At 59.2% G+C, this 25,611-nt stretch carries 27 protein-coding genes; 14 read left to right on the forward strand and 13 right to left on the reverse strand.

All coding sequences use genetic code 11. The annotated features are described in order from the left end of the window. Positions 1–8: 8 nt before the first annotated feature. Positions 9–296 (reverse strand): Asp-tRNA(Asn)/Glu-tRNA(Gln) amidotransferase subunit GatC, encoded by a 288-nt coding sequence (gene gatC / locus HUJ17_RS10430; RefSeq protein ID WP_062816665.1) that lies wholly within the window; start codon positions 294–296, stop codon positions 9–11. Positions 297–537: 241 nt separating this feature from the next. Here gatC and HUJ17_RS10435 point away from each other — a divergent pair, with 241 nt between their 5' ends. The 9 genes from HUJ17_RS10435 (at position 538) to HUJ17_RS10475 (ending at position 11,741) form a co-directional block, all read left to right on the forward strand. After that, positions 538–1,575 (forward strand): rod shape-determining protein, encoded by a 1,038-nt coding sequence (locus HUJ17_RS10435; RefSeq protein WP_035248243.1) that lies wholly within the window; start codon positions 538–540, stop codon positions 1,573–1,575. Positions 1,576–1,596: 21 nt separating this feature from the next. Then, positions 1,597–2,451 (forward strand): rod shape-determining protein MreC, encoded by an 855-nt coding sequence (mreC, locus tag HUJ17_RS10440; RefSeq protein WP_290510634.1) that lies wholly within the window; start codon positions 1,597–1,599, stop codon positions 2,449–2,451. Next, positions 2,441–2,932 (forward strand): rod shape-determining protein MreD, encoded by a 492-nt coding sequence (gene mreD, locus HUJ17_RS10445; protein ID WP_290510635.1) that lies wholly within the window; start codon positions 2,441–2,443, stop codon positions 2,930–2,932. The genes mreC and mreD overlap by 11 nt, the downstream gene beginning before the upstream one ends. A gap of 128 nt (positions 2,933–3,060) precedes the next feature. After that, entirely contained in the window at positions 3,061–3,648 is a 588-nt protein-coding gene (locus HUJ17_RS10450; protein ID WP_290510636.1) for a nucleoside triphosphate pyrophosphatase, read from the forward strand. Between the two features lie 2 nt (positions 3,649–3,650). After that, positions 3,651–7,478, forward strand: a complete 3,828-nt coding sequence (locus tag HUJ17_RS10455) for a YhdP family protein (protein ID WP_290510637.1) — start codon at positions 3,651–3,653, stop codon at positions 7,476–7,478. Beyond that, positions 7,475–8,323, forward strand: a complete 849-nt coding sequence (locus HUJ17_RS10460; protein WP_290510638.1) for a carbon-nitrogen hydrolase family protein — start codon at positions 7,475–7,477, stop codon at positions 8,321–8,323. Before HUJ17_RS10455 ends, HUJ17_RS10460 begins: the two co-directional genes overlap by 4 nt. Further along, a complete protein-coding gene (gene tldD / locus HUJ17_RS10465; RefSeq protein ID WP_290510639.1) occupies positions 8,313–9,755 on the forward strand; it encodes a metalloprotease TldD in 1,443 nt (480 codons plus the stop codon). The genes HUJ17_RS10460 and tldD overlap by 11 nt, the downstream gene beginning before the upstream one ends. Further along, a complete protein-coding gene (locus HUJ17_RS10470; RefSeq protein WP_290510640.1) occupies positions 9,755–10,216 on the forward strand; it encodes a cyclic nucleotide-binding domain-containing protein in 462 nt (153 codons plus the stop codon). The genes tldD and HUJ17_RS10470 overlap by 1 nt, the downstream gene beginning before the upstream one ends. Before the next feature lie 82 nt (positions 10,217–10,298). Next, positions 10,299–11,741 carry a C13 family peptidase gene (locus tag HUJ17_RS10475; RefSeq protein ID WP_290510641.1) on the forward strand — a complete coding sequence of 481 codons (1,443 nt, stop codon included), beginning with the start codon at positions 10,299–10,301 and terminating at the stop codon, positions 11,739–11,741. Positions 11,742–11,871: 130 nt separating this feature from the next. On the opposite strand, the gene yjgA is transcribed toward HUJ17_RS10475, so the two are convergent. Next, on the reverse strand, positions 11,872–12,411 hold the full coding sequence (yjgA, locus tag HUJ17_RS10480) for a ribosome biogenesis factor YjgA (protein ID WP_290510642.1): 540 nt from the start codon (positions 12,409–12,411) through the stop codon (positions 11,872–11,874). 36 nt (positions 12,412–12,447) lie between these two features. Here yjgA and pmbA point away from each other — a divergent pair, with 36 nt between their 5' ends. Together pmbA and HUJ17_RS10490 are read left to right on the forward strand one after the other, a co-directional pair. Then, entirely contained in the window at positions 12,448–13,803 is a 1,356-nt protein-coding gene (pmbA, locus tag HUJ17_RS10485; RefSeq protein WP_290510643.1) for a metalloprotease PmbA, read from the forward strand. Positions 13,804–13,855: 52 nt separating this feature from the next. Further along, positions 13,856–14,611 carry a BPSS1780 family membrane protein gene (locus tag HUJ17_RS10490; RefSeq protein ID WP_290510644.1) on the forward strand — a complete coding sequence of 252 codons (756 nt, stop codon included), beginning with the start codon at positions 13,856–13,858 and terminating at the stop codon, positions 14,609–14,611. 68 nt (positions 14,612–14,679) lie between these two features. On the opposite strand, the gene mgtE is transcribed toward HUJ17_RS10490, so the two are convergent. From mgtE to HUJ17_RS10545, 11 genes are all read right to left on the reverse strand, one after another. Then, positions 14,680–16,044 carry a magnesium transporter gene (mgtE, locus tag HUJ17_RS10495; protein ID WP_290510645.1) on the reverse strand — a complete coding sequence of 455 codons (1,365 nt, stop codon included), beginning with the start codon at positions 16,042–16,044 and terminating at the stop codon, positions 14,680–14,682. Positions 16,045–16,144: 100 nt separating this feature from the next. Next, complete coding sequence (locus HUJ17_RS10500; RefSeq protein WP_290510646.1) at positions 16,145–16,414, reverse strand: HPr family phosphocarrier protein; 270 nt, start codon at positions 16,412–16,414, stop codon at positions 16,145–16,147. Positions 16,415–16,429: 15 nt separating this feature from the next. Then, the gene (rapZ, locus tag HUJ17_RS10505) at positions 16,430–17,281 is read right to left on the reverse strand and encodes an RNase adapter RapZ (protein ID WP_290510647.1); all 852 of its coding nucleotides are present in this window, start codon (positions 17,279–17,281) and stop codon (positions 16,430–16,432) included. A gap of 106 nt (positions 17,282–17,387) precedes the next feature. Next, entirely contained in the window at positions 17,388–17,861 is a 474-nt protein-coding gene (gene ptsN, locus HUJ17_RS10510) for a PTS IIA-like nitrogen regulatory protein PtsN (RefSeq protein WP_290510648.1), read from the reverse strand. Positions 17,862–17,877: 16 nt separating this feature from the next. Next, a complete protein-coding gene (raiA, locus tag HUJ17_RS10515) occupies positions 17,878–18,177 on the reverse strand; it encodes a ribosome-associated translation inhibitor RaiA (RefSeq protein WP_062816681.1) in 300 nt (99 codons plus the stop codon). A 38-nt stretch (positions 18,178–18,215) separates the two neighbouring features. Further along, positions 18,216–19,682, reverse strand: coding sequence for an RNA polymerase factor sigma-54 (locus tag HUJ17_RS10520; RefSeq protein ID WP_290510649.1), 1,467 nt, complete (start codon positions 19,680–19,682; stop codon positions 18,216–18,218). A 256-nt stretch (positions 19,683–19,938) separates the two neighbouring features. Further along, a complete protein-coding gene (gene lptB, locus HUJ17_RS10525; RefSeq protein WP_290510650.1) occupies positions 19,939–20,664 on the reverse strand; it encodes an LPS export ABC transporter ATP-binding protein in 726 nt (241 codons plus the stop codon). Continuing rightward, positions 20,661–21,221: a lipopolysaccharide transport periplasmic protein LptA gene (gene lptA, locus HUJ17_RS10530; protein ID WP_290510651.1), complete on the reverse strand. Its 561-nt coding sequence runs from the start codon at positions 21,219–21,221 to the stop codon at positions 20,661–20,663. Before lptA ends, lptB begins: the two co-directional genes overlap by 4 nt. Continuing rightward, a complete protein-coding gene (gene lptC, locus HUJ17_RS10535; protein WP_290510652.1) occupies positions 21,196–21,753 on the reverse strand; it encodes an LPS export ABC transporter periplasmic protein LptC in 558 nt (185 codons plus the stop codon). The genes lptA and lptC overlap by 26 nt, the downstream gene beginning before the upstream one ends. Beyond that, positions 21,750–22,253: an HAD hydrolase family protein gene (locus HUJ17_RS10540; RefSeq protein WP_290510653.1), complete on the reverse strand. Its 504-nt coding sequence runs from the start codon at positions 22,251–22,253 to the stop codon at positions 21,750–21,752. The genes lptC and HUJ17_RS10540 overlap by 4 nt, the downstream gene beginning before the upstream one ends. Then, entirely contained in the window at positions 22,254–23,222 is a 969-nt protein-coding gene (locus HUJ17_RS10545) for a KpsF/GutQ family sugar-phosphate isomerase (RefSeq protein ID WP_290510654.1), read from the reverse strand. Between the two features lie 279 nt (positions 23,223–23,501). Here HUJ17_RS10545 and HUJ17_RS10550 point away from each other — a divergent pair, with 279 nt between their 5' ends. The 3 genes from HUJ17_RS10550 to murA form a co-directional block, all read left to right on the forward strand. Next, positions 23,502–24,146 carry a phospholipid-binding protein MlaC gene (locus HUJ17_RS10550; protein ID WP_290510655.1) on the forward strand — a complete coding sequence of 215 codons (645 nt, stop codon included), beginning with the start codon at positions 23,502–23,504 and terminating at the stop codon, positions 24,144–24,146. Positions 24,147–24,271: 125 nt separating this feature from the next. Beyond that, complete coding sequence (locus HUJ17_RS10555) at positions 24,272–24,526, forward strand: BolA/IbaG family iron-sulfur metabolism protein (RefSeq protein WP_290510656.1); 255 nt, start codon at positions 24,272–24,274, stop codon at positions 24,524–24,526. A gap of 40 nt (positions 24,527–24,566) precedes the next feature. Then, positions 24,567–25,611: UDP-N-acetylglucosamine 1-carboxyvinyltransferase (gene murA, locus HUJ17_RS10560; RefSeq protein WP_290510657.1), on the forward strand; the 1,045-nt coding region annotated here is incomplete at its 3' end.

Below are 25,611 nucleotides of genomic sequence, written 5' to 3' on the forward strand. Positions count from 1 at the left end.
TCACCTGTTTACTCAATCACCCGGGGAACCAGGAAACAGCCGTCTTCGGCGGCGGGGGCGATGTCCAGTGCCTTGTCGCGCACGTTGGGCTCGCTGACTTCGTCTTCTCGCAGGGGCTGGGTCACGTCCAGCGGGTGGGCCATGGGCGCCACATCAGTCACATCGGCCTGCTGCAGCTGGTCCACCATGGCCAGGATGTCATTGAGTCGGTCGGACAGGGCGGCGCTGTCTGCCTCGTCCACTTTCAGGCGCGCCAGATGGGCCACCTGGGCTACCACCTTGGAATCAATGGCCATGATTCTCTCCGTTGGGATTCTCTGCGGCGGGCAGAGATAAGCTAATGCGGGTCTGGAAAGCCGCAAAAAGTACCATAGACCGCCTGTCCGGGGCCACTGCCCACCAGCGTAAAAGCCGTAGTGTCAGCTTGCCCAATGCCCCTGCCGTTGCTAGAGTTGCGCCATCTTGTGAGATGCCCGGTTTTTTCCCGCCCGGTGTCGTTTTTTCGCGAAAATTTCAGGAAACACGCCAGAGATGTCCATGATCAAGCGTATTCGGGGGATGTTCTCCACCGATTTGTCCATCGATTTGGGGACCGCCAACACCCTTATTTATGTACGTGGCCGCGGCATCGTACTGGACGAGCCGTCCGTGGTGGCCATTCGACACCACGGTGCCCAGAAGAGTGTCGCTGCCGTGGGGGCCGACGCCAAGCGTATGCTGGGCCGCACCCCCGGCAACATTACTGCCATTCGACCCATGAAGGACGGGGTGATCGCTGACTTTGATGTCACCGAGAAAATGCTCCAGTACTTTATCAAGAAGGTTCACGATACCGGCTTCTTCCCGCCGGCACCGAGAGTGCTGGTCTGTGTCCCCTGTAAATCCACCCAGGTGGAGCGCCGGGCCATTCAGGATTCCGCTTACGGCGCCGGTGCCCGTGATGTCTATCTGATTGAAGAGCCCATGGCTGCTGCCATTGGTGCCGGCTTGCCGGTAGAGGAAGCGCGCGGTTCCATGGTGGTGGATATCGGTGGGGGAACCACCGAGATTGCCCTGATCTCGCTGAACGGTGTGGTCTATTCCGAATCCGTGCGTATCGGTGGCGACCGTTTCGACGAAGCCATTGTGGCCTTTGTGCGCAAGGAATATGGCTCGTTGATCGGCGAATCCACCGCGGAACGCATCAAGCATGAAATCGGTACCGCTTATCCGGGGTCCGAGATCCGCGAGATCGACGTTCGTGGTCGTAACCTGGCGGAAGGGGTGCCGCGCAGCTTCACCCTGAATTCCGAGGAAATTCTGGAAGCGTTGAAAGAACCGCTGGCGGCTATCGTCAATGCGGTGAAAAACGCGCTGGAAGCCTCCCCGCCGGAACTGGCCTCCGACATCGCCGAGCGTGGCCTGGTGATCACCGGTGGTGGTGCCCTGTTGCGTGATATCGACCGGCTGATCAGCGAAGAAACCGGCTTGCCAGTGATTGTCGCCGATGATCCGCTGACCTGTGTGGCACGTGGTGGCGGCAAGGCGTTGGAGCTGATGGACAGCCAGGGTTTCGATATGCTGGCCATGGGCTAGACCGGGTTTCCGGGCTAGATCATGACGGCACCTGCCAATCCCACCTACCGACTGCTGATTGCGCTGGTTCTGGCCATCGTCATGATGGTGCTGGACCAGCGCACGCCTTGGGCTGCGCCCGTGCGGCATGTGCTCGGCTATCTCACCGCCCCGATCCATTATCTGGCTCACCTGCCGGTGGATTCCGGTGAGTGGTTGTCCGAGCAGACCCAGACCCGCGGTTCCCTGATGGATGAAAACCGGCGCCTGCAGCGCCAAGCGTTGATTCTCGAGCAGAAGGTTCAGCGGCTGGCAGTACTGGAGGCGGAAAACGTGCGTCTGCGTGAGTTGCTCAACTCTTCGGCGGACCTGGATGCCAATGTGCTGGTGGCCGAGATCATCGGCGTGGATCCGGATCCGAACCGCCAGGAGCTGGTCATCAACAAGGGCAGGGGCGATAAGGTCTTGCGCGGGCAAGCGGTGCTTGATGCCCAGGGGCTGATCGGTCAGGTGGTGGATGCGGGGCCGCTTAGTTCCCGGGTGTTGCTGGTCACTGATGCCAGTCATGCCATGAGCGTACAGGTGAATCGCAACGGGGTGCGTGCGATTCTGGCGGGTACCGGTCAGTCCGATGGCTTGAAGCTCCTCTATGTGCCGGACACGGCGGATATCAACGAAGGGGATCTGCTGGTGAGCACCGGTTTAGGCCAGCGTTATCCGCGGGGTTATCCGGTGGCAACAGTCACCGCCGTACGCCATCAGTCTGGTGCGCCTTTCGCGGAAATCGCCGCTCGCCCTACCGCCAGAGTGGATCGTGCCAGTCACGTGCTGTTGGTGCAGTCCACTGATAAGCCCCTGATTCCGGTTCCTGACCCGGAGGCCGCCAATGATTCATGATCGTCCTGCCGGCACGGGCGTCATTGTCGTCACCTTGCTGATCGCCGCGTTGCTGGAAGTGGTGCCCCTTCCCGAGAGTGTCAACTGGGTGCGCCCGGAGTGGATGCTGCTGGTGCTGGTTTACTGGGTACTGGAATTGCCCAGTCGCATCGGTGTGCTGTGGGGCTTCTTCGTTGGCCTTTATCACGATGTGCTGGTGGGTACCACGCTGGGGCAATGGGGGCTGGCTTATGCTCTGGGCGCCTTTGTGATGCTGGCCGCCTATAAACGCATGCGGGTGTTCACCTCGCTGCAGCAGTGTGCCGTGGTTTTCCTGCTGGTAGGTACGGTCAGCCTGCTGGCCTTTCTGGTGCAGGAGTCCGTGGGTCGTACCCTGTATCCGCCCTACACCATTCTTTATGCTTCCCTGACCAGCGCAGTGCTTTGGCGTCCGGTTTGTGCGCTATTGCGCTGGGTACAGCTGCGTTTTCTAGTACGCTGAAGAGCAATTGACAGTTGATAATTGAGAATTGATAGCGAAAACCACCGACTGCTCGTAGTAATACGTGGGGTGCTCCGTCAGTTTCGTTATCAATTACCCATTATCAATTATCCATTTTTTCTGATCCTATGATTCTTTACCTCGCCTCAGGTTCGCCACGTCGGGCAGAGCTGCTACGGCAGATTGCTGTCCCCTTTTCCGTGCTACCCGCTCCGGATATCGATGAAACCCCGTTGCCGCAGGAGCTGCCCCTGGAGTATGTGTGTCGCATGGCCCGTGAGAAGGCCCAGGCCGGGGCGGCGGCAGCTCATGGCCAGCCGGCTGGCGCTGTGCTTGGTGCCGACACTGCGGTGGTATTGGGTGATGAGATACTGGGCAAGCCGGCGGATAAACAACAGGCGCTGGCCATGCTGAAGAGTCTTAACGGAGGGGAGCATCAGGTCATGTCTGCGCTTGCCTTGTTGCACCGGGGGCAGCTGGAGGTGCGGTACGCCATTACCCAGGTTCAATTCCGTGATCTTGATGAGGCGCAGTTGCAGGCTTATGTGGACACTGGTGAAGGCGCTGACAAGGCCGGTGGTTATGGGATTCAGGGGCTAGGTGCGGCGCTGGTGGCTTCGTTGACGGGCAGTTACAGTGGGGTAGTCGGCCTGCCGCTGGAACAGATGGTGGAATTGCTGGATCAGGTCGGCATCCGTTACTGGCAAACCAACTGACTATGGCCTCGACCCGATCTAATCGCTGGCATCGACTTTATCCGTCCCTCTGGTGGCTGACGGTGGCCTTGCTGCTGCTGATGGCGGCCTATGTCGTCGTCGGCCGCCAGTTGATGCTGCTGGTGCCGGATTATCGCGAACGGCTTGAAGTCCTCTTTGAAGAACGTATCCAGACACCGCTGACCATCGCCGAGTTGGACGGCAAGATGTCTGGCCTGGTGCCCCAGTTTGTGGCCCGTCAGATTCGTCTGCCTGCCCCGGAAGGGGATACCGCTTTGGAGCTGGACGAAGTGGTTTTGGGGATCGATGTTTTTCGTTCCTTGTGGCACCGGGATCTGGTGCTCAGGGAACTGCGCATTCATGGTGTGGAGCTGAATCTTGTGCGCGGCGAGGATGGCAGCATCCGTTTGCGCGGACTGGAAGCGCTGGGCAGCAAGGATCCGGAGCAGCGCCCGCCGCTGGAGCGTATCCTCACCCTGTTCTACCGCCAGCAGTTGCTGGCGATCAGTGATGCCCGTCTGACTCTGGAGTGGCCGGGGATGCCGCCACTGGCGGCATCTGAACTGGATGCCACCTTGATTAACCGCGGTGACGAGCACCGGTTGGCGCTGAACCTTGAAGCCCGTGACCGCCCCCTGTCCCTGCAGGCGCGGATTCACCTGCATGGAGATGCCTTTTCCCTGGAAGAGGTGGAGGCGGATCTCTATGCCAGCCTCAAGGGGGAGCGCCTACACGAGTGGCTGCCCGAGGAGCTGGGCTGGCCGGTGCAGGTGGCCGCGCTGGATGGGCGTATGAAAGTCTGGTCTACCCTGAAACAGGGGCAACCCCATGACGCCCGCATCAATCTGAACCTGCCCGCCCTGACACTACAGCAGGAGGGGCTGGTCTGGCCCATGACCGAGCTGTCTGCGCGGTTGGCTCTGGCCAGGGATGGGGAGAGGGCAACCCTGTCCCTGACTCGCCTGTCCGGTGATTCACCGGCCGGCGCGCTCAATTTAGGAGACATGGCGCTGCTTTGGCAGACTCGTGGCGAGCAGCGCCAATGGCAGTTCCGGGGCACTGAACTGCCGCTCCATGGACTCAATCAGCAGTTTCAGCAATGGCCATTTGCCTTGCCCGGTAGCCTGCAACAGGTCCGTGAACGTTTGGCGGTACAGTCGCCACGGGGGGTGCTGAATGGTGTCTATGTACGTGGCCGTGCACGGCAAGTAAAGAAGTTCCAGGTGCGCTTCACTGATCTGTCGAGCCAGGCGCAGGATCGAATACCGGGTGTGCAGGGGCTTTCCGGCTGGGTGTCCGGCAGCCCGTCCGAAGGCTTGGCGCACCTGCACAGCGATAATCTCAGCCTGCAATTTCCGAGGCTTTATGACCATGCCCTGGGAGGCCAGGTCAGTGGGTTGCTGGACTGGCGTCGGGACGGCGACCAGCTGCAGGTTCGTTCCGGGCGGTTGCGGGTGGTCAATCCTGATGCCCATGGCGAGGCGATGATGCAGCTCAGCCTGAGCCCCGAAAAGATTCCGCAATTGCGCCTGGCGGCAGAAATCTACGAAGGTAGCGGCGCCCGTGCCAGCCATTACATGCCGCTCAAACGGTTACCCGAGGGGCTGTCCGGCTGGCTCGCGCAAGCCATTCAGGGTGGGCACCTGCAACGTGGCCAGATTCTTTACCAGGGCCCGGTGAAAATCGACAAGAGCCGGCAACAGGATCGTACCCTGCAGATGCGTTATCAGGGCCGCGATGTGCGGTTGTCTTTCCTGCCGGATTGGCCGGTGGCCAGTGACGTGTCGGCGGATGTGCTGATCAATGGTCGCCAGGTTCGCGGGCTGGCTCACAGTGGCAAACTGTTGGGTAGCCAACTGAAAGATGTGCACGTGGATGTGGCCGATTTTGAAATCGGCGAGACGCCCCGGCTGGTTGTTTCCGGCCAGGCCCGGGGGCCGTTACAGGATCTGGATACGCTCTTTCAGGATACCCCGCTGCGTAAACAGCTCCCCGAAGAGTTGCTGGACTGGCGTTTCCGGGACGGCAGTATGTCTGGTTATCTGTTGCTGGATATTCCCTTGCAGAAAGATAACGACGCCCCTGTGGTCATTGTGGATGCACAGGTGGACGATGCCACGCTATACAATGCGCCGCGCAAACTTCGGGTCACTGAAGCCTCGGCGCCAGTCTATTTCCATTTGCGTGACGGCATGCAGATCGACCGGCTGCAGGCTCGTGCTCTGGGTGGAACGTTCGGCGGTCAGTGGCTGACCCGGGATGGTCGCAGTCGTTTGCAGCTCGATGGCCGTCTGCCCATGAAGCAAGCGGCAAACTGGCTGGGGTTTGCCTGGCTCGAGCCGCTGTCAGGGCAGTTGCCGCTGGGGCTGACCGTACAGATCCCCTGGCAGGGCACGCCGTTTTCCCTGCGTGCAGCATCGTCGATGAAGGGTGTGACCGTGGATGCGCCGGCACCACTGGGTAAGTCAGCCGGGTCAACCCGTCCGCTGGATATCCGTCTCAGCAACCCTGGCGGTCGCCTGGCGATGAATCTGGAGTATGGTGGATTGTTGCGAGGCGCTTTGCGCATCGACAAGCGTATACAGGGCGATCTGCTGCTGGGAAGCGGCACACTGCAAGTGCCGAGCGAGGGAATTCAGGTTCGCGGCCAACTGGCGGAAATCAGTGCGGAGCCCTGGATCGACTTTATCGGTAACCGTCTGGTGCCCTCATTGAATGCGGGCAGCGGCGGTGGTGTCGGTTCCGCCGAGGCTACACTGAGCAAAGTCAGCCTGCAGGTGGATCGCCTGGATCTGTTTGGCGTTGAAGTCGCTGACTCTCGGTTGTCTGTGCTGCCGGGGGATGCCGGGTGGGATATGGCGTTGAGTAGTCGTGCGGTGGCAGGGTCTGTGCGGATTCCCGACGGGTTTTCCGCTCGCGGTGAGGCGCCTCTGGAAATGTCGGTGTCCCGTCTCAATCTGACATTGCCTGAAGGGGCGCTTGGTGACGACGGAGAAACCCAGCCAGTGTCTCCGCTGATGCTGCCGCCTATGGATGCGGATTTCAGCAGCATCGTTATCAACGACGAGGATTACGGCCAATGGCGGGGCAAGGTACGGCCAGTGAAAGAGGGGGTACGTATTTCCGATCTGGATGGGCGTTGGCGGTCCAGTCGTTTTCAGGGCACGCTGGACTGGACTGAGCAAGCGGGTGAACAGTACAGCCGCTTCAATGGTAGCCTGACGTCGGACGACCTTGGGCATTCCCTGAAAGCCTGGGGGTTACCGGCTCTGATCGAGTCCGATGATGCCCGCGCCCAGGTGGTATTGGGCTGGGCTGACTGGCCGCTGGGGATGAATTATCTTGCTCTGGAAGGGCAAGCCCAGGTGGATATCGGTGAATGCCGGATTCCCGATACCGATACCAAAACCTCGTTCCTGCGTTTGCTGGGAATTCTAAATATCGGGACTATCCAGCGTCGACTGAGGCTGGACTTCTCTGACCTGTACAAGAAGGGCATGAGCTGCGACAGCATCACCGGCGATTTCTCTATCGATGGCTCTCGCGTGGCCACATCCAATCTGGCCATTGACTCGCCTTCTGCTGCGATTCGGGTGAAGGGTGCCATTGATCTGGAAAAGGAAACCCTGGATCACAACATGGAAGTCACGTTGCCATTGTCCAGTAACCTGTATGCAGGATGTCTTGCCGGGCCGGCAGCGTGCGCGGGCATCTTTGTCGTAGAGCGTATCTGGGGCGACCGGCTCGATAAGACTACTACCATGGAATATCGGGTAACCGGTAACTGGAGCAGCCCGCAGGTGAAAGAAACCGAGGGGATATTCGAATGACGGTGACACGCTATCCGATTGCCGCCATCCAGATGACCAGCGGCAAGGAGCCGGATGACAATCTGCGCCAGGCCGGCGCGCTGCTGACAGAGGCCCGGAAAAAGGGGGCCTGTCTGGCTGTGCTGCCGGAAAACTTCGCCGCTTACGGTGGGGACTATCGGGCTCTGGGTGAGCGCCATGACGAGCTGGTTAGCTGGTTGTGTGGTCAGGCCCGGTCTCTGGACATGGCCATCATTGGCGGTAGCCTGCCGGCCCTGCAGCGCCCGGACGGCCAGCCGGTACCATCTCCTCTGGTACGCACCTGTTCCATCGCAGTCAGTGCTGCGGGGGAGCCGTTGGCACGTTATGACAAGCTGCATTTGTTCGATGCGGATGTGCAGGATGCTCAGGGACGCTACCGGGAGTCGGATTTCTTTGAGCCCGGCCAGGAGGTGGTGATGACCTCTGTGGGTGACCTGCAGGTGGGTATGGCAATCTGTTATGACCTGCGCTTTCCCGCTTTGGCCCAACGGTTGGTTGCCGCCGGAGCCCAGTTGCTGGTGTACCCCTCGGCCTTTACTGCTGTCACCGGGGCTGCCCACTGGCAACTGCTGCTGCGTGCCACGGCGGTACAGACCGGTTGCTATGTGCTGGGTGCCAACCAATGCGGCCAGCATGGTCCGCGCCGGGCCACCTACGGGCATTCCATGTTGGTGGACCCCTGGGGCCGAGTGGTAGACAGTCTGGGTGATTCTCCCGGGGCTCTTGTGACCGAGCTGGACCTTGCTACCATGAATGAGCTTCGGCAAAGAATGCCGGTTCAACAGCATCAACGATTCCGAATTGAAGGACCCTATGACACATAACGACGCCCTATCCATTGCCGAGTCCGTATTGTTGGCACCGGCAAACCTGCACACCCCGCAATTGGCGTCGCTGCTGAACGGTAAGCTCACTGGCCGGGCAGATTATGCCGACATGTATTTCCAGCACAGCCGTCACGAGGCCTGGGTGCTGGAAGACGGTATTGTTCGCGATGCCAGTTTCAATACCGAACGCGGTGCCGGGGTGCGTATTGTCCAGGGCGACAAGACCGGTTTTGCCTATAGTGACGACATCACCCTGGACGCGTTGCAGCAGGCCAGCGGTGCGGCCCGGGCCATTACCCGCCAGGGTCAGGACCGGCAGATTCAGCTTGCCAGTAGGGCGGTGCCGGCCCGTTATGCGGCCATTGATCCTCTGTTGGGCTGGCCTGCAGAAGACAAGGTGGCTCTACTGCAACGTATCGATGCCCTGGCTCGTTCATTGGACCCGGCCATCGTGGAAGTCACTGCAAGCCTTAGCGCCGAGCAGGATGTGATCATGGTGGTGGCCAGTGACGGCACCCTGGCAGCGGATGTGCGGCCGTTGATCCGCTGCAATGTAAGCGTGATTGCCGAGCGCAATGGTCGCCGTGAGCGTGGTAGTGCTGGTGGAGGCGGTCGTGTGGCCTATGACTGGTTGTTGCAGGAAGAACGTATCGAGACCTGGGCCCGGGAAGCGGTGCGCGGCGCCTTGCTGAATCTGGACGCCGAAGCTGCACCGGCGGGCACCATGCCGGTGGTGCTGGGGCCGGGCTGGCCCGGTGTGCTGCTGCACGAAGCCGTGGGTCATGGCCTGGAAGGTGACTTCAATCGCAAGGGTACCTCCATGTTTGCCAAGAAATTTGGCCAACAGGTGGCATCCCCCCTGTGTACCGTGGTGGATGACGGCACTCTGGCGGATCGACGAGGTTCCCTGACCATTGATGACGAGGGTACGCCCACCGCCTGCAATACCCTTATCGAAAACGGCAAGCTGGTAGGCTTTATGCAGGACAAGACCAACGCTCGCTTGATGGGGGTGGCACCCACCGGCAATGGTCGCCGGGAGTCCTATGCCCACCTGCCCATGCCTCGAATGACCAACACCTATATGCTCCCCGGCGAGAGTGACCCGCAGGATATCGTTGCCAGTCTCGACCGGGGCATCTATGCGGTGAACTTCGGTGGTGGGCAGGTGGATATCACCTCAGGGCGTTTTGTATTTTCTACCAGCGAAGCCTATCTGGTGGAAAAGGGCAAAATTGTCTGCCCGGTGAAAGGCGCCACCCTGATTGGTAGCGGTGCGGAAGTGATGAGCCGCATCTCCATGGTGGGTAATGATCTGGCCCTGGATAGTGGCATCGGCGTGTGCGGCAAGGACGGCCAGTCCGTGCCGGTGGGGGTGGGGCAGCCCACTCTCCGCGTGGATGCTCTCACCGTGGGGGGCACTGCCTGATGTCCCAGGTACTGGACGTTCTGTCACGCATGCGCCTGTTTGCCGGGCTCAGTGATGATGAGCTGGCAGTACTGGAAAAACTGGTGTTTGTTAATCGCGTCCCTGCCGGGGAGCCTGTTTGCCGGGAAGGGGATCGCAGTGACTTTGTCTGTTTTGTGGTGCGCGGTTGTCTGGATATCGTCAAGAACAGCGAAGCGGGTGGAGAAGTGGTGATTGCTCATCTGCGCCCGGGTGATTCCATGGGCGAGATGGCACTGGTGGATCACGAGCCCCGTTCGGCGACGGTACGAGCTGCCGAAGACGCTACTCTGATCGTGCTCACCCGCAAGGGCGTCGAGCAATTGCGCAAACGCAGCCCCCATGCGGTCAGTCTGATCATGGAAAACATCGCCCGCTTGCTGTGCCTGCATTTGCGACGCACCTCGTCACAGCTGGCCCAGTTCAAACTGCCGGTTGGATAACGCCAATAAATACGCTGCAGGTTTGTCGATGAAAGTATGCTGTCTTGGAATGGTTCTTGTCGCGTTGGCTGGCTGTGATCCAGTGCAATGGCCGGCAGATGTGCGTTTGCCGGACGGGGCTGTCTACGATGGTGAAACCCGTAATGATCTCTTCCATGGTGAAGGCCGGCTCACCTGGCCCGATGGTCGTTACTATGAAGGAGCGTTTCGCGAAGGGCTTCTTGATGGCCATGGCAAGCTGGTAGACCGGCGCGGTTGTGTTCAGGAGGGTCAGTTTGTCGATGGCGTGTTGCATGGCGATGGGCAGTTCACCTGTGACGATGCCATCTGGCAGGGCCGGTTCGAACAGGGTGAGCTGGTAGAGGGCACCGTCAGCTATGCGGAAGGTGGCTCTTATCAGGGAGAGTTTCTGGATCTCGCACCCCATGGCCAGGGGCTCTGGGTCACAGAAGGTGGCGAGCACTATGAAGGCCGATTCGAGAATGGCGAGTTACTGGAGGGCAGTTACCGGGATGAGGAAGGTTACCGGTACGAAGGAGAGTTCCGCTATTTTTCCTACCATGGTCAGGGAGTTTTGACCCGGCCGGATGGTGTGGTGATCAAGGGTGAGTTTGAAAAGGGCTACGCCCATGGTAGCGGCACGCGCACTCAGCCGGCAGAGGGCGATGCTGAACCACAGGTAGAAAAAGGCTATTTCGTACGTGGTCGCTATTATGCCAGTGAGCAGGCCTATCGGGAAAACCGCCATGCCCGGGCGGCGCAAATTGAGGCACGTCTATACACTGAGTCCAGCCGCTTGCAGTCGGTATTGTCCTCCCTGGCCCCGCAGCGGCCAGGTGTTCGTGATGTGTACCTGCTGGTGGTGGGCGGTGATGGCACCGAGGCCGTGTTTGCCCGTGAAGTGGACTGGGTGACGGAACGGTTGGGGTCGGTGTTCGATCTCAAGCGCCGTCAGGTGCGTCTGATCAACGGTGGCAGTGATGACCTGCCCCTGGCTACCCGAACCAGTGTGCGTGAATCCCTGGAGGCACTGGATGCATTGATGGACCCGCAAGAAGACCTGCTCATGGTGCATCTGGTCAGTCATGGCTCCAAAGAGGGTGCCCTGTTGCTGGATGACCGGAACCTCAAGCTTAATGATCTGAGCGTGGCGGATGGCAAAAAGTGGTTCAACGCCCTGAAGGCGAAGCATCAGTGGCTGGTGGTGTCGGCCTGTTATTCCGGGAAATGGGTTGAAGCCCTGGCTTCCCCGCAGCGAGTGGTGTTCTCCTCCGCGGCATCGGATCGCACGTCCTTCGGTTGTGGTGACGACTCCGACCGCACCTGGTTCAGCAAGGCGTTATATGGTGAGGACATGGCTGCGGGCATTGATGACCCGGATGCCTGGTTTGCCGCGGCCAACCGCGAGGTGGCGCGGATGGAAGAAGAGCAGGGCATTGATGGGGAGGCGCACTCCATGCCGCAAAAAGCGGTGGGGGAGGCCTTTGTGCGCTGGTGGCAGGGTAAAGCAGTTAATAGTGAATAGTTAACAGTTGATAGTGAAACCCCTGAAGCGTGATGTGAGAGTAGGGTGCACTAAGCCTAAGGCGAACTGCACCAGCCGTTCATTGTTTCTCGGGCCAACGTTCATTGCTACAGGTTCAGTGCAGCACCTCTCAATACAGCGGCGCGGTTTTATCCAACTGGTTCAGGTAGCTCATCAGCTTGCGTCGCTCGCGTTTGAACTTGTCCTTTTCCGCTGCGGTGGCGGTGGCCGGGTCGGCCACCCGGGCCTTGAGGGCATTGCGGCTCAGGTTGCGTAATTGTTGCCGGTCCCCGTGGGGAAAGAACTCCAGGATCAGCTGCAGTGTGCTTTCGGCGTCCCGGGGTTGTTCGCAGGCCATGATTTGCTCTACCCAGTTGGTCAGCCGTTGCTGGCGGAATGGGTCATGAAACGCTTCCAGAGCCTGGATGATCTGCTCGCTGTTGGATTCGCGCATCAGACGGCCGATGTACTGGGCATGGCGACGACGCGCTTCGTGATGGTTGATGCGACTGGCTTCGTCCAGGGCCTTTTTCAGTTCATCGCCCAGGGGCAGCCGCTCGCGCTCTGCCGGCTTCATGTCCATTAACGAGAGTCCCAGCTCCTGCAAAGCACTGTCATCGCGTTTTTGTTGTGTCTTGCTGGTCAGCAGGTCGTCGTTATACTCGGTCATTACATTTTCTGATTCTGGTTACGGAACCGCTATTTTATGTCTGATTCCCCCGCAACGACAGCAGTACTGGATATTGCCCAATTACGCCAGGCAGAAGACACGGCTGCCTGGGTGCTGGAAGAGGCGAAACGTCAGGGCGCCGATGGTGTGGAAGTGAATGTGAGCCTGTCCCAGGGGTATTCGGTCAATGTGCGCCAGGGGGAGGTGGAAACCGTGGAATTCCATCGTGACCGTGGGGTGTCGGTGACCGTGTTCCGTGGCCAGCGCAAGGGTCATGCCAGCAGTTCTGACGACAATCGTGACAGCCTCCGCGATACCATTCAGGCGGCGGCCTCTATTGCCCGTTACACCGAGGAAGACCGGTATGCGGGTCTGGCGCCAGCTGACATGCTGGCTCGGGAGGTGCCCGACCTGGATCTGTATCACCCCTGGGCAATGGATACCCAGGCGGCCATTGACGAGGCATTGCGCTGTGAAACCGTGGCTCGCAATGATGCCCGCATCGTCAATTCCGAAGGGGCTTCCATCAACAGTGGCGCCAGTCTGCGGGTCTTCGCGACCTCTGAAGGTTTCTTGCACGGCTATCGCGGCACCCACCACAGCCGGGTCTGTAGTGTGGTGGCGGAAGATGAAAACGGCATGCAGCGCGATTACTGGTATGACGGCGGGCGTATCGGCGAGCGACTGGCCGCTGCCGAGGAGATTGGCGAGAAAGCCCGGGAGCGGACATTGGCCAGACTGGGGGCCAGCATTCCCGAAACTGGTGAATTACCGGTGATTTTTGCACCGGAGGTGGCCTCAGGCCTGTTGGGCCACCTGGTATCCGCCATCAGCGGTGGTGCCCTTTACCGGCGCAGTTCCTTCCTGCAGGACAGTATCGGTACCGCTGTGCTGCCCAAGGGATTTTCGCTCACAGAAAACCCGCATCTGTCTGCCGGTAATGCTTCCGCGCCCTTCGATGGGGATGGCTTGCCCACCCATGCACAGTCTTTTGTGGAGGATGGTGTGCTGCGCCAGTATGCACTGGGCCTGTATGCCAGTCGCCGTTTACAGATGGCGCCCACCGGCAATGGCGGCGGGGTGCGTAACCTGTCCATCACCGATACCGGCGAGTCGCTGGCGGCGTTGATGGCCCGGGTGCCGAAAGGCATCCTGGTCACGGAAGTCATGGGGCAGGGGGTAAATCTGGTGACCGGGGACTATTCCCGTGGTGCCAGCGGTTTCTGGTTTGAGAACGGTGTCATACAAGGAGCCTTGCAAGAGTTTACCATTGCGGGGCATTTGGGGGAGATGCTCAAGGGTATTCAGGGGAGCGGCACCGATGTGGATTATCGGGGTAACATTGCCAGCGGCTCTCTATTGCTGTCGCCAATAAAGATCGCCGGACGATAGCATATCCGGGCATTTTCAATGGATGAAAATTTTTTCGGGAAAGGAGCAAACCGTGAGTGAAATCAATCCGTATCAACAGCCGCAAGCCGAGCTGGTTGACGACAATAATCCACCAGCACAACCGCTCACCATTCTGGCTGAGCCACGCAAGGTGAGTGTGGGAGATGCGCTGGGCTGGATCGGTAGTGGACACAAGATGCTGCCGGGTCACTGGGGTGTCGTGTTGGGGGCCTTGGTGGTTACTGTGCTGATCACCTCCGCTTTCCAGATTATTCCGCTGCTTGGCATGATCGCGCAGGTGTTGGCCACGCCCCTGCTATACGCCGGGATCGTGAAAATCTTCCATCGCATGGAAACCGAAGGTACGTCGGATTTTGCCGACCTGTTCGCTGCTTTCTCCGAGCGGACCGGCCCTCTTATTCTGATGGCCCTGGCTCAGCTCGGCGTGATGCTGCTGCTCGGGATTATCTTCGGGGGGCTGGGGTATGCAATGGGTGCTGGAGGCGGCGCTACTACAGGAGCCATGGTGGTGATCGGGCTGCTGGGGGTGGTAGCCGTGTTCGGTTTCGTATACCTGTTCTATTTCACTGTGCCACTGATCTTTCTGGGCAATAAGGGGGTAGGCGAAGCCATGAAACTGAGCCTCGGCGGCTTCACCCGTAATGTGATCCCCTTGATCGTTTACCTTCTGGTGACCATGGTGATCGTGCTGGTAGCCGCTTTGCCACTGTTGCTGGGGTGGCTGTTCGTTATGCCGATTCTTGCCGGCGCCTACTACGTGTCCTTCCGGCAGATTTTTGTGGAGTAAATCCCGCTGGAAAGCATGACCCAAAAAGGCGCCATTGATTGGCGCCTTTTTTGTGGGCGAATGAAAAATCAGACCAGCAGATGCGCGTAGAGCACGGTGGCCAGACCCAGGAAGGCAAAGAAACCCACGATATCGGTGATGGTGGTAAGCACCACGGAGCCGGCCAGAGCCGGATCGATACCCATCTTCTTCATGATCATCGGCAGCATGGCGCCGGCACAGGCGGCCATGATCAGGTTGATGATCATGGCGGCAGCGATGACCATGCCGATACTGGGGTCGTCAAACCACAGTGCTGCCGTAATGCCGATCACCGTGGCCCAAAGCAGGCCGTTCAGTGCGCCAACGGACAATTCCTTGACCAGCAGATAGCGGGTATTACTGGACTGGATCTGTCCCAGTGCCATGGCCCGGATCACCAGGGTCAGGGTCTGACTGCCAGCGATACCGCCCATGCTGGCAACAATGGGCATCAGAATGGCCAGCGCCACCACTTTTTCCAGGGTGGCTTCAAACAGACCGATCACGGCGGAGGCAGCCAGGGCGGTAAGCAGATTGATGCCCAGCCAGACAGCCCGACGCCGCGCCGTTTGCCAAACGGAACCAAAGGTGTCCTCGTCCTCATCCAGACCGGCCATGCTCATCAGTGAGTGGTCGGCTTCCTCGATGATCACGTCTACCACGTCATCAATGGTAATCCGGCCGACCAGCATGCCGTCTTCGTCCACCACCGGGGCGGTTACCAGATCCTGGCGCTCAAAGATCTTGGCCACTTCGTGAGCAGGCAAGTTGGCGGGAATGGATTCGGTATCAGTGATCATGGCCTCGCGCACGGTGGTGCCGGGATCGCTGATCAGAACCTTGGTCAGTGGTAACAACCCGATAAACTGATTACGGCGATTGACCACTGCCAGGTTATCGGTGGTGCGAGGGATTTCCCCCCGACGGCGCAGGTAGCGTTGCACCACTTCGAAGGTGATTTCCGGGCGGATGGTAATCACATCCGTGTTCATCAGGCCCCCGGCGGTATCCTCCGGGTAGCTCATCACCTGTTCCAGCCGGTCGCGATTCTGCTCGTCCAGGCTGGCCATGACCTGGCTGGTCACATGATCAGGCAGCTCCTGCAGCAAGTCGGCAAGGTCATCGGTGTCCAGCTCTTCCACCAGAGAGACCAGCTCATCAGTGCTCAGGTTGCGCAGTAGCTCAACCCGCACTTCCTCACCCAGATACTGGAGAACCTCGCTTTCCTGGTCCTTGCTGAGCAGTTGCCAGAGAATCTCCCGTTCCCGGGGCGGAAAGGATTCCAGCAAATGCGCCGCCTCAGCACCGGGCAGATTATTGAACAGCTGTCGAACCTGCGTATAGGTGCCGCTGGACAAGGCGCGGTTGATGACTTTGTGGTGTTGCTGGCTACGGCTGGTATCGGCGGGCATGGAATATAATGAATAGTTAATAGTGAATAATGAATAACTCTCTGGATGGTACCCCAAATCCTGCGCTATTAATTATTCATTATTAATAATTCATTGCCTTTTACTCTTCTTCATCAAAGCGACGGGCGAACAGATCGGTGAGTTCTTCCATGGCAGCGGTTTCATCATTCCCCTCCACCTGAAAGGTAATGCTGCTGCCCTTGGCCGCGCCAAGCATCAGCAGACCCATGATGCTCTTGGCATCTATCGGGTTGCCATTGTGAAGAACATGGATGCGACTTTCATAGCGAGAGGCCACGCTGACCACCTTGGCGGCAGCACGGGCATGGAGGCCGAGTTTATTGATGATATCCAGTTGTTTTTCGATCATTGAGTGGCGTTGCCCTTAGTCCAGTTCGCGGTGGCGGACCTGGAGGGGAGTGCCCTCATCGCGCAGCCGTTTTGCCAGCTGCTCGGTAATGAATACCGAACGATGGCGGCCACCGGTGCAGCCGATGGCGACAGTCACATAGCTGCGATCACTTTCGGCAAACGCCGGCAACCAGCGTTTTACGAAATGATGAATATCCTCAAGCATGTCGTGGCTGGCCTCATGCTGCTGGAGAAAATCGATGATGGCGTCATCGCGGCCGGTAAAGGGTCGCAGGTCGGCCCGCCAGTGAGGGTTGGGCAGTACCCGTACGTCAAACACCAGGTCAGCATCATTGGGCAAACCGTTCTTGAAGCCGAAGGATTCCAGTTGCAGCGACAGGGTGGCACTGCGATTGGCTACCCGCTCGCGCATCAGGTTGCGGAGGCTGTGAACGTCGTAGTTGCTGGTGTCGATCACCAGGTCGGCACGCAGGCGGATGTTGGCCAGCAATTCCCGTTCGTGCTGTATGGCCGCTTCCAGAGAGCCTTGCTGGGCGCCCAGTGGGTGACGACGACGGGTGGCGCTGAAGCGTTTCAACAGGGTGCTGTCGTCCGCATCCAGATAAATGATCTCGGTCTTCACCTGCTGCTGGTGCAGGGCATCCAGGATGGCATCAAAGGCCAGCAGCTGGGTGGGTAGATTGCGGGCATCAATGCCCACCGCCGCACGCTCTATTGGGAGCTCACCCTGGTCAAGCTGTTCCGCGAGTATCGGGAGCATGCCCACTGGCAAGTTGTCGACGCAGTAGTAGTTCTGGTCTTCCATGGCTTGCAGGGCGGTGGTTTTGCCCGAGCCGGAACGGCCGCTGATGATGGTGAGTTTCATGGTTGCACCGTTTGCATGCTAATTGCAGCGCGTTGGCACGTAACATTGATAGACGAGGCAATACCGTGGGTGTGTGCGGTGATGCCTGAAAGCGTGTTGCGTTCCTTCATGAGGCCAGTCGCAACTCCGCTTCGGATTCTACGGCGGTGTGATAAAGGTGGTGGTCGTTCTTGCTCAATCGCAGCTCGGCACGGTAATCGTCGTCGTTGAACAGGGAAGCCAGGTGACTGAGCGTTTTCAGGTGCTGTTCCGGGTTTTCCTGGGGAACCAGCAGTACAAAAACCAGATCTACCGGGCGGCCGTCAACGGCGTCAAAATCGATGGGGGTAGAGAGTTTCAGCAGCAGCCCGATGGGTTGCTGGCAGTGACCAAGACGGCAGTGAGGAATGGCTATGCCTTCACCGATGCCCGTGGAGCCCAGCTTTTCCCGGGCTACCAGGGCATCGAAGACCTCCTGTTCGTTTAGGCTGTCGCAGCCGGCCGCGGCCAGCTGCGCAACCTGGTCCAGCAGCTGTTTCTTGCTGCTGGCCTGCACCTCGCTATGGGTGCGTGCTTCGGTGAGTAGTTCGCGAACTCGCATAATTGTCGCTTTGGGTTCAGTGGCCGTGTTTGTGGCTGACGGCCTTTTCCTTGTGTTTGAGGATCTGGCGGTCGAGCTTGTCCGTCAGCTTGTCGATGGCAGCGTACATGTCCACTGCCTCAGCGGTGGCGAAGACGTCGGCCCCGGAGATATGGATAGTGGATTCCGCCTTGTGGGTCTTGGGTTCCGGGGAAAGAATCACCTGGACACTGGTAATCTGGTCGAAATGCCGTTCAAGACGGGAAAACTTGTCTCCCACATAGGCTCGCAAAGCGTCGGTAATTTCCAGGTGATGACCGCTGATATTAATTTGCATGTCTGGCTCCTTTACCTGCTCTTGGGCCGTCCCGGCGCCTACACCAAACGCTTGCGGGCGCTGGATGACGGTATTCTCATCGCCTCTCTGTACTTGGCGACTGTCCGGCGCGCCACGTTGATTCCCTGCTCGTTCAGCAAGCTTGCCAGCTTGTTGTCGCTGAGCGGCTTGCGGGGATTCTCGGCAGCGACCAGCTTCTTAATAATGGCACGAATAGCGGTGGAGGAACACTCACCGCCGCCGTCTGTTCCCACGTGACTTGAGAAGAAATATTTCAGCTCAAAGACGCCGCGGGGTGTCATCATGTATTTCTGGTTGGTGACCCGACTAATGGTCGATTCGTGCATCTCGACGGCATCGGCAATGTCGGCCAGAACCAGGGGTTTCATGGCCTCCTCTCCATAATCGAAGAAGTCCTGCTGGACTTCAACAATGCGGGTGGCCACCTTCAGCAGGGTGTCGTGGCGGCTTTGCAGGCTCTTGATGAACCACTTGGCCTCCTGCACGCAGTTGCGCAGGTACTGACCATCCTCTCCCCCGGCTTTGCGGGCCATGGCGGCGTACTGCTGCTGCAGGTTGACCTTGGGCAGCACCTCCTCGTTCAGGCTCACCTGCCAGTGGCCCTGATGCTGGCGCACGATCACGTCCGGCACCGCATAATCTACCTGGCTTTCACCGATCTGCTCCCCGGGTGCCGGGTCCAGGGTGCGTAGCAGCGAGAGAGCGTCGAGCAGGTTTTCCTCGCTGATCTGCAGTACCCGGCGCAGGGCGGCATAGTCGTGCTTTTCCAGTAGCTCCAGATGCCCCAGCAGGGCCAGGGCATAGTCCAGAAAGGGGGTGTCCGTGGGCAGTTGGCGCAGCTGCACCTGCAGGCAGTCGGCCAGATCCAGACTGGCGACTCCTACCGGGTCGAATTGTTGCAGGCGGTGCTGGACAGCCAGGACTTCATCGGCTTCCAGCTCGTCACCTTCGGTGAGCAGGTCATCCTGGGCGTTCATCATTGCCACAATGTCGTCCACGGTGACGGTCAGATAGCCGCGATCGTCCAGGGATTCGATGATGGTCATGGCGATAATGCGGTCCACATCGCTCATGGGGGTCAGGTTCAGTTGCCAGAGCAGATGGTCCTGCAGGTTGCCGGCCACGCTATGGCGTTGCTGCCAGTCGTCGGCGTCGTCGGGGAGGGCGGCGGAAGTGCTGCTGGTCTGACCGGAATAGACATCGTCCCATTCCGTTTCGATGCCCGGCTCGTCGTCCACGAACTCTTCCAGGGCATCGTCCCGCTCGGTATCCAGCTCCTGGTCGTCCTGACGTTCTTCGTCAGCGTCGGGCAGGGATTCGTCACCAAAATCGTCGGCCAGCTCCAGCAATGGATTGCTTTCCACGGCCTGCTGAATCTCCTGACGCAGGTCCAGCGTGGAGAGCTGCAAAAGGCGGATAGCCTGCTGCAGCTGCGGTGTCATGGTCAGCTGCTGGCCGATTTGTAGTTGTAGGCTTGGCTTCATACTGCTCAGGCTGATGTCGTCCCCAAAACCTGAGAATAGCAGTCTATCTGCAATACAAGCAATATTTGTGCCAATGGTGGTTCTGTGCTAAGGGAGGCAATTAATAGTTAATAATGAATAATTAATAACGTCGCGGAATAGCTTGTCTTTTTTTCAAGGTAAGAGGCCGCGCTCATGCTTTGGGCGCGGCCTAATCGCTTGCAAACAGTGCAAGCGGCTGTCGCGTAGCTATTCATTATTAACTATTAATTGCCTTTTACAGCCTGAAGTCCGCCCCTAGATACACATCCCGTACCTGCTGGTTGCCGAGGATAGTGTCTGCATCGCCGGAGGCAATGATGTGGCCGGCGCTGACGATGTAGGCAGTGTCGCAGATATCCAGCGTTTCACGCACGTTGTGGTCGGTGATCAGTACGCCGATGCCCCGTTCTTTCAGGTGGCGAATGATGCCCTTGATGTCGTTCACGGAAATCGGATCCACCCCGGCAAAGGGCTCATCCAGCAGAATGAAATCCGGGTCGGTGGCCAGGCCGCGGGCGATTTCCGCCCGGCGCCGTTCGCCGCCGGACAGGCTCATTCCCAGGGAATCGCGAATGTGAGTGATATGGAATTCCTTGAGCAGGCTTTCCATGCGCTCGTGACGTTCCGCCTTGCTCAGTTCCTTGCGGGTTTCCAGGATCGCCATGATGTTTTCTTCCACGGTCAGGCGGCGGAAGATGCTGGCTTCCTGGGGCAGATAGCCGATGCCGCGCTGAGCGCGGCCATGCATGGGCAGATGGGTGATGTCTGCCTCATTGATATCGATCCGTCCGGCATCCGCTTCCACCAGGCCCACGATCATGTAGAAACAGGTGGTCTTGCCGGCCCCGTTGGGGCCGAGCAGGCCGACGATCTGGCCGGCTTCCACGTCCAGGGAGACATCTTCGATAACCCGGCGGCCCTTATAGCTTTTTGCCAGGTGGTGGGCGCGTAAATGGCTCATTGGGTGTTTGGCTCCGCCTCGGGGGAGGGCTCTTCGGGCGCCTCGCCGTTTTCATTGTCGTCTGCGGGTGGGGCTTGCTCGGGTGTCTGGTTCTCGGCCGGGATCACCAGTCGCACCCGCTTGTCGCCTTCACTACTGGCGTCCACCCGCTTGGAGTCCAGACTGTATTCCACCTTGGCGCCTTCGAAGGTGTTGCCCAGGTGCTCAATATAGGCGTCTCCGGTGAGGACCAGGGTGCGTTTGCGGATATCGTAAACCAGGTTGTTGGCGTGGGCCTGCAGGTCCTTGCCTTCTTCCATGCGTACCGGGGTGCCGGAGGCTTCCACGCGGGTCAGTTCGCCATTGCGTGTATACAGACGCATTTCGTCGGCAAACAGTTTGCGTTTTCCCTGTATCAGCTCCACGTTGCCGCGATACAGGCCGCTGCCTGCATCCTGTTCGAAGCGGCCGGAGTCAGCGGTGACAGACACCGGCATTTGCGGCGGAGCGGCCACAGCGCTTACGGGCAGGGTAACTGCCAGGGCGATGATGTTAAGAAGCCGGCGCGTCAAACTCACTCTTTACTCCTTTTTCAAGGGTCAGGATGCCCTTGTCGAGATCGGCCTCCAGCGCTCCCGCGCGGGTTTTACCGGATTCAAATTCCAGGTCCACACTGCCGGGAGAGCTGGCGATATTGGTGTCGCTACGAAAGCGCAACTCCTGGGTATCCAGGGTGATTTTCTGTTGCTGGTTACGGGCTTTTACATCGCCGGAGAATACAATCAGATCGCCGTTTTCCTGGACCACTCCCTGTTCGCTAACAATGGTCCAGCTGCCTTTGTCGTTGGCCATTTCCAGCTCGGGTTGCTGCATTTCCGTGAGCGGGTTGTGATCATACTGGGTCAGGGTCTCGGCGGTCAGATAGTACTGGAGACTGCCGTCCTCTTCACTAAAAGCCCGTGCCGTTATGCTTTTGGCGACAATTGCGGGCGCGGTGAGGATGCCGTCTTCCTGCCCGGGGAGGGTGTCATCCCACTCATGCAGAGTCATCAGCATGACCAGCCCCAGCATCAGGATGCCGGTGGCACTGAGCAGGCCCTGGCGCTTCATGCCGGGCTCCGTTGCGCAAGGATAGCGTCGCAGATTTCACGAACCGCGCCTTCGCCGCCGCGCCGTTCGGTAATGTGATCGGCAGCTGTCTTGGCGCAGTCATGGGCATTGGCAGGGGCAAAGCTGAGCCGGGCCCAGTCCAGGGCGCTCACGTCCGGTTCGTCATCGCCGGCATAGCCGGTCTCGCTGGCGGCGATGCCCAGCTTTTCCGCCAGATCCGCCAGGGCCACACCCTTGTCTTCGCGACCCTGTATCACATGGGTAATGCCCAGGTCGGCGGCGCGCTTGGCCACCATGGGCGTGTTGCGGCCGGTGATGATGGCGAGGGTGACGCCGCTGGCAGCCAGTTTTTTCAGGCCGTGGCCGTCCAGGGTGTTAAATACCTTGATGGCTTCGCCTTCAGGGCTGAAGTAGATGCGCCCGTCGGTCATCACCCCGTCCACGTCGAAGGCCATCAGGCGTAGATTCTGTGCATCAATGGACGACAGTTGCATGGGCATTTACACCACCCCCGCGCGCAGCAGGTCCTGCATGTTGAAGGCGCCCAGGGGCTTGTGGTCCATGTCGCAGACCATCAGGCCGTTGATTTTGCGGGTTTCCATGATCTGCAGGGCCTCTGCGGCCAGGTGGCCGGGTTCGATGGTGATCGGCTGAGCCACCATCACCTCATCGATGGTGGCCTTGCGGATGTCGATGTCGCGATCCAGCATGCGACGCAGGTCGCCATCCGTAAAGATGCCGGCCAGGGTGCCGTCGTCATGGGTGATGGCAGTCATGCCCAGGCCCTTGCGGGTCATTTCCAGCAGGGCTTCGCTGAGAGAAGTGCCGCTGGAGACTACCGGCAGTTGCTCGCCCGCATGCATGATGTCATCCACCTTCAATAGCAGGCGCCGGCCCAGGCTGCCGCCTGGGTGGCTCATGGCGAAATCTTCAGGGGTGAAGCCACGAGCTTCCAGCAGGGCGATGGCCAGGGCGTCGCCCATGGCCAGGGCGGCAGTGGTGGATGAGGTGGGGGCCAGATTGTGCGGGCAGGCTTCTTCGCTGACCGCCACGGTCAGGTGCACATCAGAGAGTTGTGCCAGGGCAGATTGCGGGCGGCCGGTCATGCCGATCAGCGCGGTACCCTTGCGCTTTATCACCGGCAAAATGGCCAGCACTTCGGCGGTTTCGCCGGAATTGGACAGGGCCAGCACCACATCGTCGGGGGTGATCATGCCCAGGTCGCCGTGGGAGGCTTCGCCCGGGTGAACAAAGAAAGAGGGCGTGCCGGTGCTGGCCAGGGTGGCCGCCAGTTTGCTGCCCACATGGCCACTTTTCCCCATGCCGGTGACGATGACACGCCCGCGGGCGCCGAGCATAAGGTCGCAGGCGGCGGAAAAACTGTCATCCAGGCTGTCTTTCAGGGTCTCTACGGCTCTGGCTTCAATGTCCAGTACCCGCCGGCCTACGCCGATGTGGTCATGACTCATTCAACTCTCCTCTGGTCGGGGCTGATTATACATTGCTGAACCGGCCACGTTGACCCGAATTGTGTTAAGGCGATTTTGAATAACACTAATGACAGCTGTTATCGGTCTTTACGGGTGGGACGCCTGCTTGTGGTTTCGTAATGCTTTGCAAAATAGGCGCAACAGATCCGGAACCGTTATGGGCTTTGTGACTCCAATAAACCAGACGCGGTTCAATGTGTTACTGGACAGCAGCGGTATAAAACCGTAAAACCGCCGGACATCAACAGGGAGTTTTCTATGCATTTGCAGCGTGTTATCCGGATCTGGCTGGCGATGGTGCTTACCGCCATGACCTCTTTGGCGGCGGCGGAAAATGATCCGCGACAGGTGGTGATGGAGGCGGTGGAACGCATGACATCACGCATTGAGGCAGAGCGGGAGCAACTGGAAGCGAATCCGGACCGGGCCAAGGAACTGGTGCGCGAGGAGCTTGGCGACCTTGTGGATTTCAAGCGCATCACCCGCATGGTGATGGGCGATTACTTCGGGCCGTCCAGCAAGGAGCAGAAGTACCGCTTTCTGGATGTCTTCAAGAACAGCCTGATCAACACCTACGCCTCCGGTATCACCCTTTATGAAGGTCAGAAGATTACCACCCTGCCCATGCAGGAAGGGGATCGTAAGGGTGACTATGCACGGGTACGCATGGAGGTGAAGACCAATTCAGGCAAGACTGTGCCGATCTATTACACCCTGTTCTTGCGTGATGGTCAGTGGCGGGTGATCAATGTTTACGTCAACGGTCTGGATTTGCGTGATACCTTCCAGAGTCAGTTCGCCCAGGGTATGCAGCAGTACAACGACATCGACAAGGTGATCGACAACTGGTCCGCGGACGCCAAGATCGATGCTGGCATCAAGGGCGAAGACCCGAAGGGCTGATTGTTAGGCCGCCGCCGCCGTGGCAAGGGGGCGCCGGCTCGCGTATTATTGGCGTTTTTACCAAGGAGCGGGTTTGTCCCGCTCCTTGCTGTTCGGGCCGCTGTCGGCCCTGATGAGGAGCGAACATGAATCCGGAAGAGGTAAAAGCGCTGGTCGAAGCCGGTTTTGATGATGCCGACGTGGCGGTAGAAGGCGGCGGTGACCGGTTCCAGATTCGCGTGATATCCAACGCCTTTGAGGGTCTGATGCCGGTGAAGAAGCAGCAGCTGGTGTACGCGACCATCAACGAGCAGATCCAGAGCAACACTATCCACGCGGTGCAGATCATTACCTATACACCGGCCGAGTGGGAAAAAGCCCAGAAAATGGGTATCGGCTGAGGCATTGCGCCCGGCCTTCTGACAAGCCTAGAGACAGTTCATGGATAAATTGATCATCACCGGCGGTCGGCGTCTGGACGGCGAAATCCGTATTTCCGGCGCCAAGAACGCAGCACTGCCGATCCTGGCCGCCACCCTGCTGGCCGACGAGCCGGTCACCGTGGGCAATCTGCCGCATTTGCAGGATGTCACCACTCTGATCGAGCTGCTGGGCCGTATGGGTGTCCACGTGGTGATCGACGACCGCATGAACGTGGAAGTGAACGCTACCACCATCAAGGAACTCACCGCGCCCTATGAGCTGGTGAAGACCATGCGTGCCTCTATCCTGGTGCTGGGGCCCATGGTGGCCCATTTTGGCAAGGCGTCGGTGTCCCTGCCTGGTGGCTGTGCCATTGGTTCTCGGCCGGTGGATATTCACCTACGTGGCCTGGAAGCCATGGGCGCTGACATTGAAGTGGCGAACGGCTATGTCCATGCCTCCGTGGAGGGTCGCCTCAAGGGCGCCCGCATCGTCATGGATACGGTTACCGTGACCGGCACCGAAAACCTGATGATGGCCGCTGCGCTGGCGGAAGGCACCACCTACCTGGAAAACGCCGCCCGGGAACCGGAAGTGGTGGATCTGGCTGACTTCATCAACACCATGGGCGGCAAGGTCAGTGGCGCCGGTACCGATACCATCACCATTGAAGGGGTGGAGCGTCTGCACGGCGGTCATCATGAAGTGATCGCTGACCGGATCGAAACCGGTACCTACCTGATCGCTGCTGCTATCACCGGTGGCCGTATCAAGACCAAGGACACCGTGCCCGGTATTCTCGATGCGGTGCTGCAGAAACTGGAAGAAGCCGGGGCAAAAATCACCACCGGTGACGACTGGATCGAGCTGGACATGGAAGGCCGTCGGCCCAAGGCAATCTCGCTGCGAACCGCGCCGTATCCGGCCATGCCCACGGACATGCAGGCCCAGTTCATGGCCCTGAACCTGATCGCCGAAGGCACCGGCACCATCGTGGAAACGGTCTTTGAAAACCGCTTCATGCACGTGCAGGAAATGAACCGCATGGGCGCCGACATCGAAG

This window comes from Alcanivorax sp. (assembly GCF_014762765.1).
In the GTDB taxonomy this organism is placed as follows: Bacteria; Pseudomonadota; Gammaproteobacteria; order Pseudomonadales; family Alcanivoracaceae; genus Alcanivorax.